This is a genomic window from Flavobacterium sp. 9 (genome assembly GCF_002754195.1).
Lineage (GTDB): Bacteria > Bacteroidota > Bacteroidia > Flavobacteriales > Flavobacteriaceae > Flavobacterium.
In genome coordinates this window covers 1,231,056-1,246,726 of the sequence record NZ_PEEU01000001.1, presented here as the reverse complement: position 1 = coordinate 1,246,726, position 15,671 = coordinate 1,231,056, and the positions used below count along the sequence as shown (strand labels likewise).

Genomic DNA, 15,671 nt, shown 5'->3' with positions numbered 1-15,671 from the left:
AATAACTTACGAACCCGGAAATACAAAAGCTACGACAGCTCTTAATCCCCAATCTGGTCTGCTTTCGTGCGGACCAACAATTGGTATCAAAGGCATAACAGCAAACTGAACAACCTGATCGCCCAGTTTAGTAACAGCACCAATTGATGGATTTAAGGAAATCAAGGTTGTATTCCCTTCCCAGTTTTGAGTAATTTCAGCATTTACACCTAAACTGGCTCCGCTTTTATAACTGTGCGAAAGAAATATTTGAGTGTAAAAACTATTAAAATCAGCACGATCTTCGTTTCCGGCAACTGACCAGATTTGATTGGCCAGAAAACCAACAGAAAGTCCTTTGCCCTGATGCATCACTAATACACTTGGTCCAACTCCAAATTTTTCTGTTCCCAGAAATTTTTCTGTAGCAGTTGGAATTAAAAATGCAGGTCCGAATCCGAAAATAATTCCCTTTGTTTTAGGTGCAAAAAAAGCGGTTACAGTTGCATCGCTTAACCCAAATTGATGTGTATTTTCTCCTGTAATATCTCTTTGATCTACAACAGGAAGAATATAACGCGTAATTAAATTGAGATTCTCACTTAATTTAAAAGGAACTACAGGCTGAATATTTATCGTATATTTTGATCCATTATAAGGACCAATACCGTAACTAAGATTATTTTGTAGCGGAACACTAATCAAACTCGCAACAGGATTCGCTAGCTTATCTGCCAGTTCCTGAGCACTCGCACCGGATTTTGCAGGTTCTTCTTGCGCAAATACAACTAAATTTGAAAGAAAAAATGTTATCGCAAGGAATAGTTTGATACTAAATTGTGGTATTGTAGACTTCATAATCGGAGACTTTAAAAAATTTCGTAATCATTCTAAGAAAACTAAAATGAAACAACTTTTAACTCATAAAGATTGTTTCATTTTACTTCTCATTAATTCAAATTATTTATCTGGAAATATTTTTTTCCAATCGTCTTTTATACTGATTACATGATACTTATATTTAGTAGCAGTATTCAATGATAAATTATCTTTTTCTTCATAACTGTATTCTCTGGCAGCATCATCATGATTAACAATCATTTGAAAAGAAGGATATTTGCTTCCCTGAGAATATCTAAGCATGGCAAGATCGCCCGCACCACCCTCGTTTCCGCAGGCAAAAACTGGACGCTGCCCAATATGCAATTGTATACCGACAGGTTTTCCTTCTTTGTCATTTAAAAGATCTAAGGCAGGTTCTCTCTGAATGCTGTTTGTAGCATCATCAAATTTGTATTTGAAAGAAGTTCCCACAACCTGATATTTTGGAATACCATAAAAATCAGCTGATATGGCACGAACCAATTCTATTGTTCCTCCTGTTACGATAAAAGTTTTGAATCCGTTTGCACGCAAATAATTCAACAACTCTAACTGTGGTTGATATCTGATTTGTTTCAGGGGAACATTTTTTCCGGGATATTTGGCTCCGGCAAAAAATTCTTTTGCTTCAGCTTCAAACTCATCTTCGGTCATGCCGGTATGGGTTGCGGCTACTAACTCTATGAGTGCTTTCTCGCCTCCTGTTTCAAAATAGGTTTTATTTTTTTCAACAACAGCTTTAAAAGGTTGTTTTTGGGCCAATTCTGGTTTTGCTTCGACCATTTTCTTTACTCTGTAAAAAGCAAACAACTCCTGAACATATGGTTTTTCAGCCCAAAGCGTTCCGTCGTTATCAAAAGTGGCGATTCTGTCTTCAACCGGAATAAAATCCGGACCTCCCTTTTTGGTTACTTTGGTTACATAAGCAATAATTTCTTTTTTTAAAGCACCATCATTCCAGCTAGGCAGCGGATCTGAATTTTTTACAAAATTTACAGGGTCTGAAGTGTGTAGTATTGTAGCGCTATCAGCCTTATTAAACGAAACCAGCAACAATAAAAACAGGGGCAATATATATATTTTTCTATACATGATATTGATTTTTGAAGTTATTAAAAAGCTTGAGTTATGGGTAACTCAAGCTTTTTTTATACTAATAATATTTCTATTTTTTCTTTGGAGCCTCTTGAGTTTGTGTTTTAATGGTCTTATCTAACTTAATTGTATTTAGAGTTTCTTCCATAATTGTTGCTGGCGAAAAACTTGGTGGTATCGAACGAGGCGGATACTGTTTAAAAGTTTCAGCAAACTTCATTACTTCCACATTCATTCCGTATACAGAACCAACATGGTTAAGTAGCCAATCCCAATATGTATTAGAAGTGAAATCTGCTCTTTCATAAGGATCCTGCATTAAATTGAACATTTTTTGCAAACGCAGTTTTACAAATGGCTCAGCCCAAACGCCTAATGTTCCTGCCATACGCTGTTCAGCAAAAACATATTTATAATCCCCTAGACGCATCCCTACAAGTAAACCATCATCATCAGAATAAAAGAATCTATCTCTAGAACTTTTTGGTGTTTTTCCTTCTAAAAATGCAGATTGATCATATCCGTCTAAGTGTACTTTATAAGTATTACCGTTTGCTTTGTATCCTTTCAACATTTTATTTACAATATCTGGTTCCCCTGCTATTGAAACTAAAGTTGGAAACCAATCGTTATGGCTCATCATTTCATTGGTTACCTGACCTGGCTTTATTACACCTGGCCAACGTACCATACAAGGAACTCTAAAAGCACCTTCCCAGTTTGTATTTTTTTCTGAACGGAAAGAAGTCATTCCGCCATCAGGCCATGTATTCATATGAGGACCATTATCTGTAGAATAAACTACTAATGTATTATCAGCAATTCCTAAATCGTCTAATACTTTTAAAAGTTCTCCAACGGTTAAATCGTGTTCGATCATACCATCCATGTATTCACTATCTCCGTGTGTGTATTTACCACGATGTGATTCTCTTACGTGCGTACGTAAGTGCATGCGAGTACCATTCCACCACACGAAGAATGGTTTTCCTGCAGCATTTTGTCTTTTAATAAAATCAATGGCGGCGGCAACGGTTTCATCATCGATAGTTTCCATTCTCTTTTTAGTAAGAGCCCCCGTATCTTCAATTTTTTGTTTTCCTATTTTTCCAAAACGAGCATCTGTAATAGTAGGATCATCCACATTAGTAGCTGTGCATTTTAAGACTCCTCTTGGTCCAAATTGTTTTAAATAAGCTGGATCTTTTGGATAATCTGGTAATTCTGGCTCTTCTTCTGCATTTAAGTGATAAAGATTTCCGAAAAATTCATCAAATCCGTTTACGGTAGGTAGACTTTCGTTACGATCCCCCAAGTGGTTTTTGCCAAACTGTCCGGTAGCATATCCCAATTGTTTAAGTACTCCTGCAATTGTTGGGTCTAACTGGCTCATACCCATGGGAGCTCCTGGAAAACCAACTTTAGTCAATCCGGTACGAATACCGTGTTGCCCTGTAATCAAGGCAGCACGTCCCGCCGTACAACTTTGCTCTGCATAATAATGTAAAAAACGTATTCCTTCATTTCCTACACGATCAATATTAGGAGTCATGTACCCCATTAAACCATCACTATAAGCACTAACGTTTGTAGTTCCAATATCATCACCCCAAATTATCAGAATATTGGGTTTCTTTGTATTCTGGGCATTAAACTTTGTGCTAGAAAGACAAATTAATATCAATACTAAGATTGACCTGTTAAACAACTTGCTTTTGAAATCGATTTGTTTGCTTAGTTTCATAATAAAAATTTTATTAATTTATAGTTAAAGTATGTGATGAAATGAATTTACCTGGAAAGTGAGAAACCAAAGTGATTTTACTTACACAAAATTTCGCTGAATTTTGTATTTAGAATTTTAGTGTGGACTATGTTTCTCAAATTTAAAAAATTAAATCGCAGCCTTGAAAGAATATCTTTATCAAGTGGTTTCATTTTATAACTTGAAACATGAAAGAGAGAATTTATTTGTTTCATTTTATAACTTGAAACAAATAAATTATTTTAAATTCCTTATTTACAGTTGTTTAAAGATGAATAATTTAAAATTGTTTTTTTAGTAGATTTTTAGATTAGATAGATCAAAATTAATTTGAACCAACTTTAAGGAGTCTTTTTTGTTGTCTTTTATAATTTTTTAGTTAAAATGAAATGTTTTTGAAACAAGAAAACTTGAAGATTTGTATTTTAACAACGATAGTATGGATTACAGGAACGGTTTGTCTGCAATGAGTTTTGGTTCGGCTATTTGGCCGGACTGATTATTACTTTGATTACATTTTTAAGGTAATATAGACAGGTAGAATTGTAATTTGGCTTGCCCATTTTTGCATCGGATGGACCGATTTATAACCAGCTTTAAATATGACTTATTTTAATATAACCCTCAAATAGTCTGCCAGTATGATGTACCATTTTTACTTGCAAATTCACTTTGGACTTGCAACAAAAAGTCGGACAAATTTTCTAAGACCTATGCTACACTTTCTATTTTATAAAATTCTAGTTCCATTTCTTTAGGTGTTTTATATCCCAAAGAAGAATGCAGACGTTTTCTATTATACCATACTTCTATATATTCAAAGACTGCTAATTTAGCTTCTTCAATGGTTGTGAATTTATGCTGATAGATAAGTTCTGCTTTAAGGGTCTTGAAAAAACTTTCAGCTACAGCATTATCCCAACAATTAGCTTTTCTACTCATACTTTGAGTGATTAAAGTATTTTTATTAATCAATTTTCTGAATTCTATCGAAGCATATTGTATTCCTCTATCTGAATGAAAAAGTAAAGATTCTGTTATTTCTCTTTTTGATACTGCCATTTTCCAAGCTGGAATAATCGTTTGATCGGTATACATTCGTGTGCTTAATGACCATCCTATAACCTGCCTGTCATATAAATCAATAATAGTAGTAAGATATAACCAGCCGGCAGCTGTTCTTATATAGGTTATATCAGACACCCAAACCTCATTAAGTGATTTTGGTGTAAAATTTCTATTGAGATGATTACTGCACACTGGATATCGATGATTAGAATCTGTGGTTACTTTAAAGCGTCTTTTAAGTTTACTTCTCCAGCCATTAAGAAGCATCAATTTAGCAACTTTCCTTTTGGATATTTTATATCCTTTTCTTTTTAGCTGTTCCGCTATTCTGGGACTTCCGTAAGTTTGACTGCTTAGATCAAAAACTTCTTTTATTAAATCTGTAAATAGACTATTTTCTATAAATCTATTAGAAGGACCGCCACTGAACCATCTATAATAACTACTTCGGCTTACTTTTAAAACGCTGCACATCTTTTCAATAGGATATAAATGTTTATAGCTGACTATAAATTGGTAGATTTCCCATCGCTCTTGGAAAAGATGTGAACGGCCTTTTTTAATATCTCAAGCTCTAATTCTTTTTCTTTAAGGGCTTTTCGTAATTGTTTTACTTCTAAAGAATCTATCTCTGTCTTTTTAGAAATAATTGGTTGTAGATTAGTAAATGTTTTTTGAGAAGACCTCCATTTATAAATACGCTCTACCTGGACGCCTAGTTCATCTGCTAATTCTTTGATGTTTTCTCGCTCGTAACTTAATCGTACTGCTGATGATTTAAACTCAGCACTGTAAACTCGTTTTTTCATAATTCTAAGATATTTATTTTTATTTAAACAGTCTTAAAATTTATGTCCCAGTAAATGTAGCAACTCCAATATTACATTGGTCACACATCTGAAGGTTTGGATGAACGACTACGTAAACATTTATCAAATCATTCCGGATTTACAGGAAAAACGAAAGATTGGATTGTAATTTACTCTGAAGAATTTGAAACAAAATCATTGGCTTATAAACGTGAATTAGAAGTTAAGAAATGGAAAAGTAGGGTTAGAGTTGAAAAATTAATAAATGAATCGAAAAAATAACTCAGCTGGATAAAACATCCCGATTTTCAATTGGGACGCTCGAAGTTTCGAATCCTTCTGCGTTCACATAAAAAGCTACTCATTTGAGTGGCTTTTTTGTTTTAGACTAAATCTTATTTTTTTTTGCTCGCCCGTATTTACTTGACTTATAAAAATAATCGGGATTTGTCAATAACAAACATCTTTGAAATATTATTATGTTCCTTGTAATCAGTTAAAATGGATATTTATACTATGTTCAACTATTTGTTAAAGAATTATTTTCCAGATTAATTGAATCTCTTATGGAAAACCGTAAAGTTCTATAATGATCTCTCTTTAAGTTTGTCCTAAACATAAATGAATTGCCATGATAAAATTAATATTTTTTAAGATTTTGTTCTTTCTTTTTGTCTCATCAATTAGTGCGCAAGACCATAACCTTATGGCAAGCTGCTGTGATGCAAAACCTAAAGAAAGTGGGCGATGCACCGGTAGTGCATCTTGCAGTGCGTGCTCAAATTGTAGCAGATGTGCACATTGCTCGAATGGTGGAAGCTGCGGAGTATGTGCTTCGTATTCGCCACCTGTTAGATATACAGCGCCACGTACAGTTAGCAAGAGCAGAGTTAAAACAGCTTCTAAAAATACTGTAACTCATTCTTCTAATTCGAACTTTTATAGCGAGCCTAAAAAAGAAAAAGTAACTAAAAAAACGATAGTTAATTATCGTTCTGAAGATATGCTTGCAGTTGATTCAGAAATTCTTAATTTACGAGAAGGACCTGGTACTGAATACGAAGTAATTGAAGTATTGGAAAGACATGCGTTGCTAAAGGTTATCGCTGTTGATGGTGAGTGGTTACAAGTCAAGGTAATTAATTCGGGTAATTATGGATATGTAAATATAAAGCATGTTTACAAGATTTAGTAAATTACCCTTTTATATCAATTGTCCTTTTTCTGAATTATATTCAATTCCTTATTAAAAGAATTTCTATATTTTTTGATATATTCTGAAGGCTTCATCCCGAATAATTTTACGAACTGTTGACGGAAATAACGTTGATCTTCGATACCAACTTGTGGGCCAACCTGTGCGATATTAATATTTTCGGTAAGCATAATTACTGCTGCTCTTCGGATTCTGATAGATCGGATAAAAACATTTACGGTTTGTCCTGAAATAGCTTTAATCTTTTTGTAAAGACTTGAATGACTCATTCCCATTTCAGCTGAAAAAGTTTTTAGATTAAAATCGTTGTTTTCAATATTGGCTTCTACGATTTCGATGCATTTGTCCAGAAATTCTTTGTATTCAGTAGGAACTTTATTTACATTTTCACGAAGCGTTATACTGTCTAAGAAATACTTGCGCAATTGTCCTCTGTTTCGGAGAACGGAATCTACTCGTGCCAGAAGTATATCACTGTCAAAAGGTTTGGTCACATAATCATCGGCGCCTTCTGTAATACTTTGCAAATGAATATCATTACTCGTTGTAGCGGTGAGAAGTATTACTGGAATATGGCTTAAATCATCATTCTGCTTGATTTTTTTGCATAAATCCAAACCGTTCATACCTTCCATAGAAATATCGCTCAATACAATATCCGGCATATGTTTTTCTACAAGTTTTAATCCTTCAAGACCATTTGCCGCTGAATAAACAATATAATTTTTGGTAAAAAGTTGCACGAGATAATGGTTCATTTCAGGATTGTCTTCAACAATTAGCAATACTTTTTTTGTACTGATTAATTCATCCTGTAGATTTTCCGGATGCGATGGCTGAGTTCTATTTTCAGCTGTATTTTGATTATCCGCTGGCATTCCTTCAAGAAGTTCACCTACAAGTGGCGACATATGCGAATGATTCTCGTTTATGTTCATTTCTGCAAAATGGCTATTTCCTTTTGGAAGTGTAATAATGAACGAAGTGCCTTCTCCAATTTTACTTTTACACTCTATTTCGCCATGATGTTTGTTCACGAAATATTTAGCAACATAAAGTCCTATTCCAAAACCATTGCTGGCTTTAGACTGACTTTGCTTGAATTTTTCGAAAATAGTGTCAATTTCATTTTCATTGATTCCGCTTCCGGTATCAGATATAATGATAGAAACGTCGGCAAGATTCTCGATTATCTCAATGCTTATTGATCCATTATTAGGAGTAAATTTGAAAGCATTAGAAATTAAATTGAAAAGGGTAATCTCTAATTTTTCGTAATCGCCATATATTTCGGTCGGTGTTTTTTCTTCGATAAATTGATAATTTAGACTTTTTACGGCTGCCATTTGTGTAAAGCTTTCGTAGATTTCACGACAAAGCGAGTTTAAATTAATCTTCGAAATTTTGAGTTCATCAAGATCCGTTTCGGCTTTTCTAAATAATAGTAATTGATCTGTAAGACTCAATAATCGTTTTGCATTTTTATAGGCGAGATTTAGATCCAGATCGTCTTCAGAACGGTTTTTTCTTTCAATAGCGCTTTTAAGCGGATTTATAATTAAGGATAAAGGAGTTCGCAATTCATGCGCAATATATGTAAACATCGAAAACTGTTTTTCGGCATGTTCCTTATCTTTTTTATGCTCCATTCGGGCAAGTTTTATTTCGTAGCGAAGCCTTTCCTTGTTTTTATGATAACCTACATATGCATAAATGGCGGCGATTGCAGCGATGAGATAAAATGTATATGCCCACCATGTTCTATACCAAGGCGGAAGAATTGTTACCGTTGCCAGCGTTACCTCATTAGTCCAATTTCCAAAAATATCGGTTGTTTTTACTTTAAAAACATAAGTTCCTTCGGTCAATCTGGAATAATTAGCTCTGTTATCTTTTGAAGCATAATTCCAGTTTTTATCCCAACCCTCAAGAAAGTAAGCGGTATTTATTTTTTCGGAATTGACATAATCAAGGTAAACAAAATCAAAACTTAATGCCGATTTTTCATAAGGAAGTTCGACATCGCTTATCATTTCAAGTTTTTTTCCGGTCACATAAGGACTGTCTGATTTTAAAGACTGATTGTTTACCAGCAAATCATTCAATAAAAATTTACCGGTATTTTTTTTGTCTTTTATATTCTCAGGATCAAAAACATTGAATCCGTTTATACCTCCATAAATAAATTCTCCTGTAGAAAGTTTTGTGCCTGCATTCCAGCTAAATTGATTTCCCTGCAATCCATCAGCGACGCCAAAATTTCTAAAAGTATTATTCTTTGGATTCAATCTTGAAATTCCGTGATACGTACTCATCCAGAGATTTCCTTTTTTGTCTTCTAAAAGGCGAAGTACGGTATTACTCGAAAGACCATTTTGAGTGGTATATTTTTTAGAAGTGGCTGTTTTTCGATCAAATAAAAGCAAACCGCCTTCTACAGTACCAATCCAAAGATTTTTATTTTGATCTTCAGTAATACATCTTATTGTGTATTCAGAATGATAGTTTTTTACTTTTTTTGTTTTGGTATCTATCTCAAAAAACGAATTGAATGTTCCGCCCCATATTTTTCCGTCTTTGGTTTCATAGAGACAAGTAACATCGCGTAAAGTGTTGCTGTAGCAAATGAATTTATTTTGTTTTCTATCAAATTGATATAATGCGCCTGCGTTAGTTATGGCAAGCCACAAGGTGTTTCTTGAATCTAAAAAGAGCAACCATGATTCTTGTTCTGCTTTTTTAGTGAATTGATTATAAATCGAAAAATTCTGAATTGCCTTTGAATTTGGATCAATACGACAAACTCCACCTTTCCACATGGCGACCCAAATTGCATTATCAGAATCTCTGACTATACTTGTAACAAAATTACTTTGCAGTTTTCTTCCGCCAGACGATGTTGTAGAATAAACGTCGTAGGTATTTTGTTTCCTGTTCCAATATCGCATTCCGGCGCCATCAGTACCAATCCAGATATTTTTCTTGTCGTCTTCGCAGAAAGAAAGCATGAAGTTTGCGGCAGGATCTTCATCTTCTTTATTGGTCAGTGGATCTTTGCTTTTAAAATGATTAAAATAAAGTGGTTTTTTCCCCATCATACTCACGCCGCCTCGGAGAGTTCCGAACCACATTTCTCCGTTTTTACTTTCAAATATGTCATAAAGAGATTTACTGTTCAGTAATGAAACTGGACCGCTTGCTTTATATAAAATAGGAGTAGACTGGTTTTTTGTAATAGTGAAAAGACCCGCGCCGTCGGTGGCAATCCAAAGTCTGTTGTCTTGCTGGTAAAAATCGCGAACGACTGTTTTTTCCTGAAAGTAATTTTTAGAATAAGTATTCAGATTCGCATTGTATAAATGCGCCCCTTCATCGGATCCAATCCATAAACCTTCATTTGTGAGCTTTATGCAATTTGCTCCGGTAATTGTATTGTTGAGAAGTGTTAGTTTTTTTGATTTAAGATCATATTTGCAAAGACCTGAACCGGTTACAAAAACATAGAAGATTTGTTTTTTCGCATCATAAGATATTGATCTTGCGATATAATTTAATTTTCCGTTAAAAGGTATCGCAGTTCCGGTTTGCTCGCCTTCTTTATAAGCGACGATCATTTCTTTTGTAGCAACAAGAATTATATTTTGAGAATGTACAGCAATTATTTCGTAAGCCGTAATTTTTAAAGGTTTGACTTTTTTATCAATTCCAATATATTTTAATGGAGTAAAAGAGGAGCGTTCTGCATTAAAAACAACTGGACCGGCTGTTGTTCCAATCCACAAATTATTTTTATAATCACCTTCGATACAGCTTATAGCATTTCCCTGAATAGAATTTGGATCCGTATGAATATGGCGGTAAATTTTAAAATCATTTCCATCATATCTGTTAAGTCCGTCAAAAGTTCCAAACCACATATAACCATTCTGATCCTGATATATAGTCGCAACCGAATTATTAGAAAGTCCTGACGAAATATCAAGATGTCTTATCGGGTAGTTCTGTCCAAATGCACTTATGGAAAGAAAACAAATAACAAGAAAGGACTTTAGCTTATTCATAGAATTTTTTTTAAAAAGCTTGTGGCTCTTTTATATACGAAAAATACGAGGAATGTGGTCTGAAAGCTGGATCAATTTTTATATAAATATATGTAAAAACGTTCTAGGGCTTCGAGGCATTGTTTGGTTTGTAACCTTTCGATTTTCGGTTTAATGAAAACTCGATGCGAAACCGTAATTCCGTTAAATCACACATTAGTTTAAAACGGCTATTCGGGATATTCTTATTCAATAGCTAATATTCTTTCTGCTTTATTATTCCAAAGTATTATATTTTGCTCCATACTTGATGTAATAATTTTATTTCCTTGTTTGTTCCAGGAAACACCCCATAAATAGTCTTTAGAATTTCCTTCAGAGACAAGTTTGCCGTTGGTATCCCAAATTCTCAACGCATCACTTGCAGTTGCTAATTTGCTTCCTTTTGAATTCCAGGTTAAATTTCTATATTCTGCTTTACTTATATCAATTGATTGTAATAATTTACCGTTTTCATCCCAGTATTGAAGCAGAGATTTGTCTTTTTCATCACCATAATCGCCTGTAACAAAAAAAGTACCTGATTTGTGCCAGGCAATACTTAATAACATCACTTCTTCTTTTCTATGTTTTATTGATTTTAGCAAATTCCCATCAATGTCATAAAAACGTATTTTGTCTGTAACCGTTGTAAGAGTGTTTTTTTGAGGATGCCAATCAATAGCCATTATGCCCTTTGTATTTTCATTATTAAACTTTTTAATTAATTCACCTTTTATAGTATAAATTAATATTTGTCCGTCATTGTCTCCAACAGCTAAATATTCACCTGTATTGTTCCAGTCAATTCCTCTTGCTCCATCTGGTGAAATTCCGTTTAATTCAATTTTTTCATTCGTATCCAAATTAATAATACTCGATTTGTCACCTGACATTTGTGTCGATACAGCAATTATATTTTTTGAAGGATGCCACTTTATACGCGTAATAGTATTCTTTATATGGTATGACTTGAATGATTTTAGATCCTTTTCATTATAAATTTTTAAAGTGTCAATATTTCCGCCAATCGCTATGAATTTCCCATTCGGACTCCAATCCGTTGTCCAAAGAATTTCCTTTGTTATCGAATTTTGGGCAAATGTCTGATTGCATAAAATAATAATCAGCAAATTTATAATTATCATTATTTTAATTCGGTTCACCATTTTGTACGTTTTCTTTTTAGGGTTGCCACAAACTGTATAGTTTGCGAAATTAATTTATTTATTATATAATGTGTAAAAACAACATTTGTTTTTTAAGTTAATTACGGTTTGTTATTTCTATGATTTTTGAAGATTAAGATTTTTAGATTTTTTCAGGTAAATATTATGGGAATATATTGCGTAAAAATTACAGTCTAAGTTAATTATTAAAAATATTATTTTCATGGTTAATTATTGGTTTTGTCATTTTTTTTTGAATGAAAAATTGCATAATATGTTTTTATACGGCGTTGTATGTGGGTTTTTACGAAAATGTCCCCTTTTATAAATGAATTTTTCCCTGTCTTAAAAACTTCTTCTATCCTTAATTTGCAAAGTTAGTTGATCAGCTATAACGTTTGAAAAATAATGTTTTGTTTTTTGTTCGTAGCAAATCAATGAAAACAAACTAACCAATTATTCTAACCAAAAAAAAAATTAAACATGACTAACATTCTAATTAAAACTTATCGGGAAAAGCTTTTCCTTATTCTAAGAAAAACAGAGTAAGCTTATTTCAGAAGGAGATTATAATCTTAAAAATTATAGCGCTCTACAATCAATTTGTGACCAACACTTATTAATAAAAACTAACTTAAACAAAACCAATTTTTAAAAAGTATGAAAAGAATTAAAACCAAATTTTTACTTTTATTACTCTTACTTCCTTTTTGTGTTTTTGCTCAGAACACAATTAGCGGTATTGTCTTGGAAAAGTCCACCAAGCAGCCCATACCGGGAGCCAACATAAAAGTATTAGGAACAAATATCAGTACCACGACTGATTTTGACGGAAAATTTCAATTATCCGGAGTAAAAGCAGATAGTAAAATTACGTTTTCTTATACAGGTTATACCAATCAAACTATCGCGGTTGCCGGACAGAAGAACATAACGGTAAATCTTGAAGAAGATAATAATCAACTGAAAGAAGTTGTTGTTCAGGTTGGATATGGAAGTGTAAAAAAGAAAGATGCTACGGGATCTGTTACAGCACTTACGACAAAAGACTTTAACAAAGGAAATAATATTACCACCGAAAATTTACTTAGCGGGCGAGTTGCCGGTTTAACAGTAAATTCAACTGGTGCTCCGGGTTCTAGTTCTCAAATTAGAATTCGTGGCGGAAGTTCACTTTTTGCAAGTAATGATCCTCTTATTGTAATTGATGGATTGCCTCTTGATAATGCTACAAATACAGGATCTTCTTCGTTTTTAGCGTCGCTGAATCCTGCAACTGTTGAATCTATCACGGTTTTAAAAGATGCATCGGCTTCTGCAATTTACGGTTCTCGTGCTTCAAATGGTGTAATTATTATTACGACTAAAAAAGGAAGCAAAACATTATCTGTAGATTATAATGTGCAATATGCTGCGGGAACACTTACTAAAACTGTTGATGTTTTTAGCGCAGATGAATTTAGAAGTGTGATTGCAGACAGAAGAAGTGATGATTTAAGTAAATTAGGAACTGCAAATACAGATTGGCAAAGAGCAATTTATAGAAACACAGGAACTGTAGACCAAAGTTTAGCTGTTAGAGGAAGTTTGTTTAATATTATTCCAACAAGTTTAACGCTTGGAAATACAGATCAGCAAGGTTTACGCTTGACGAATGAGTTTAAAAGAAATACTGTTGGTTTAGTAATGAATCCGGTTTTCTTTGACAATCATTTAAAATTGAGACTTTCTGCGAATTATACAAACGAAAGAAACAGATTTACAGATGCTGTTGAAGGAGCTGCTATTGGTTTTGACCCAACGCAACCTATAAAAGTTGATGGCGCGCCTTACGGAGGATATTTTGAATATACTACTGGCGTTGACGCAAACGGGAATTATCCGTTAGTTTCGACTGCGGCAAGAAATCCAGTTTCGCAATTGTTGAATACAAATGACAGAGGTATAAATGACAGATTTTTTGGAAATTTTGAAATTGACTATAAATTTCACTTTTTACCTGCTTTAAGAGCCGTTGTAAATGTTGGTTTTGATGAATCAAACGGAGAAAGAAGAAGATTGGTTGGTGCTGATGCAGGTTCTGCTCCATCAAACAATAATATTCCGTATGGTACAAATGAATATACAGAAGCAACCAGAAGAAATAAATTATTAGATACTTATTTAGTGTATAATAAAACGTTTAAATCGTTGAATTTTGAGGCAACAGCTGGTTATTCGTATCAAAAATTTCAAAGCTCAAAATTCGAAACGGGTAATATTTTAAATCCGGATTTACCATCAACATTTCCTGAAACAACTTTAGATACAGATGTTGTTTTATTAGGATTCTTTGCGAGAACAAACTTAAATTTCAGAGACAAATATTTATTGACACTATCTTATAGAAGAGATGGTTCTTCAAGATTTGAAGAAGCGAATCGTTGGGGAAATTTCCCTTCTGTAGCTTTTGCATGGAAAATCAAAGAAGATTTCTTTAAAGAAAGTACGGTAATATCTGATTTAAAATTAAGATTAAGTTATGGAATTACTGGACAACAAGATATTCCTGAACCAAACGGATATCTTCAAAAATATCAAGTTGGCGGAGGAAATTCTGAATACTATTTTGGCACAAGCCCGGTTCCGGTTGCACTTCCTTCAAAAAGAACAAACAATTTGAAATGGGAAGAAACATCTTCTTACAATGCAGGTCTTGATTTCGGATTTTTAGACAATCGTTTATCTGCGGGACTTGATGTTTATTACAAAGAATCTAAAGATTTATTGGTAAACGCAGCAATATCTGATGGAAGTAATTTCTCTAATCGTGTGTATCAAAACGTTGGTAGTTTTACAACAAAAGGAGTTGAGTTTACGATTAATGCAAATGCTATTAAAACATTGGATTTCAACTGGAATATGAATTTCAATATTTCTAAATTCGAAAGAAGAATCAAAAATCTAGTTAACGGAACTGATATCTTTTTAGGAGACAATATCGCAGGAACAGGAACTCCAGGACAAATTTTCAGAGAAGGATATACGCCTTATTCTTTCTATGTATACAAACAATTATACAATAACGAAGGAAAACCAATTGATGGTGCTTTTGCAGATTTGAATGGTAATAATATCAAAAATGATTCGGATAAGTACATTTATAATAATCCAGATCCGGATTTTACATTGGGATTTGCATCTAATATGAATTACAAAAAGTTTGACTTTTCATTCAATTTAAGAGCAAGTATTGGTAATAGAATTTTTAATGCCGTAGACGCGAGCAGAGCACAATATGATGCGATGGAAAACGGAGGTGTTTTAAGTAATATTCCGAAACAGGTTTTGGATACTAATTTTCAAACGACTTCAAATGTAGTATTGTCAGATCTTTATATTGAGAATGCTTCTTTCTTGAAAATGGATAACATTACTTTAGGATATACGCTGAATAACTGGTTAAACAGTAAAGCTTCATTAAGATTTTCAACCGGAGTTCAGAACGTTTTTGTACTTACAAAATACAGTGGTTTAGATCCTGAAATTACAAACAACGGTGTAGACAAAACGATTTATCCAAGACAACGATCAGTATTATTTGGTCTTAATCTTAAATTTTAATAACGA

Annotated in this window: 10 protein-coding genes; 3 read left to right on the top strand and 7 right to left on the bottom strand. The window is 33.4% G+C overall.

Features of this window, described 5'->3' with window-relative positions; translation table 11 throughout:
- Window positions 1-6: 6 nt before the first annotated feature.
- The 5 genes from CLU81_RS04370 to CLU81_RS04350 form a co-directional block, all read right to left on the bottom strand.
- Window positions 7-837, bottom strand: coding sequence for a hypothetical protein (locus CLU81_RS04370; RefSeq protein ID WP_233209656.1), 831 nt, complete (start codon window positions 835-837; stop codon window positions 7-9).
- A gap of 102 nt (window positions 838-939) precedes the next feature.
- A complete protein-coding gene (locus CLU81_RS04365) occupies window positions 940-1,953 on the bottom strand; it encodes an HAD family phosphatase (RefSeq protein WP_099708705.1) in 1,014 nt (337 codons plus the stop codon).
- A 73-nt stretch (window positions 1,954-2,026) separates the two neighbouring features.
- The gene (locus tag CLU81_RS04360) at window positions 2,027-3,700 is read right to left on the bottom strand and encodes an arylsulfatase (RefSeq protein ID WP_099708704.1); all 1,674 of its coding nucleotides are present in this window, start codon (window positions 3,698-3,700) and stop codon (window positions 2,027-2,029) included.
- 732 nt (window positions 3,701-4,432) lie between these two features.
- Entirely contained in the window at window positions 4,433-5,299 is an 867-nt protein-coding gene (locus CLU81_RS04355) for an IS3 family transposase (protein ID WP_233209776.1), read from the bottom strand.
- Window positions 5,296-5,598, bottom strand: a complete 303-nt coding sequence (locus tag CLU81_RS04350; protein WP_099707978.1) for a transposase — start codon at window positions 5,596-5,598, stop codon at window positions 5,296-5,298. Before CLU81_RS04350 ends, CLU81_RS04355 begins: the two co-directional genes overlap by 4 nt.
- 75 nt (window positions 5,599-5,673) lie before the next feature.
- Between CLU81_RS04350 and CLU81_RS04345 the strand changes: the two genes are divergently transcribed.
- Together CLU81_RS04345 and CLU81_RS04340 are read left to right on the top strand one after the other, a co-directional pair.
- Window positions 5,674-5,880 carry a GIY-YIG nuclease family protein gene (locus CLU81_RS04345; RefSeq protein ID WP_099708703.1) on the top strand — a complete coding sequence of 69 codons (207 nt, stop codon included), beginning with the start codon at window positions 5,674-5,676 and terminating at the stop codon, window positions 5,878-5,880.
- A 424-nt stretch (window positions 5,881-6,304) separates the two neighbouring features.
- Complete coding sequence (locus CLU81_RS04340) at window positions 6,305-6,790, top strand: SH3 domain-containing protein (RefSeq protein WP_158235313.1); 486 nt, start codon at window positions 6,305-6,307, stop codon at window positions 6,788-6,790.
- Between the two features lie 17 nt (window positions 6,791-6,807).
- On the opposite strand, the gene CLU81_RS04335 is transcribed toward CLU81_RS04340, so the two are convergent.
- Together CLU81_RS04335 and CLU81_RS04330 are read right to left on the bottom strand one after the other, a co-directional pair.
- A complete protein-coding gene (locus tag CLU81_RS04335; RefSeq protein WP_099708701.1) occupies window positions 6,808-10,875 on the bottom strand; it encodes a hybrid sensor histidine kinase/response regulator transcription factor in 4,068 nt (1,355 codons plus the stop codon).
- Window positions 10,876-11,099: 224 nt separating this feature from the next.
- On the bottom strand, window positions 11,100-12,041 hold the full coding sequence (locus CLU81_RS04330; RefSeq protein WP_158235312.1) for a WD40 repeat domain-containing protein: 942 nt from the start codon (window positions 12,039-12,041) through the stop codon (window positions 11,100-11,102).
- Window positions 12,042-12,722: 681 nt separating this feature from the next.
- Between CLU81_RS04330 and CLU81_RS04325 the strand changes: the two genes are divergently transcribed.
- On the top strand, window positions 12,723-15,665 hold the full coding sequence (locus CLU81_RS04325) for a SusC/RagA family TonB-linked outer membrane protein (RefSeq protein ID WP_099708699.1): 2,943 nt from the start codon (window positions 12,723-12,725) through the stop codon (window positions 15,663-15,665).
- Window positions 15,666-15,671 lie beyond the last annotated feature (6 nt).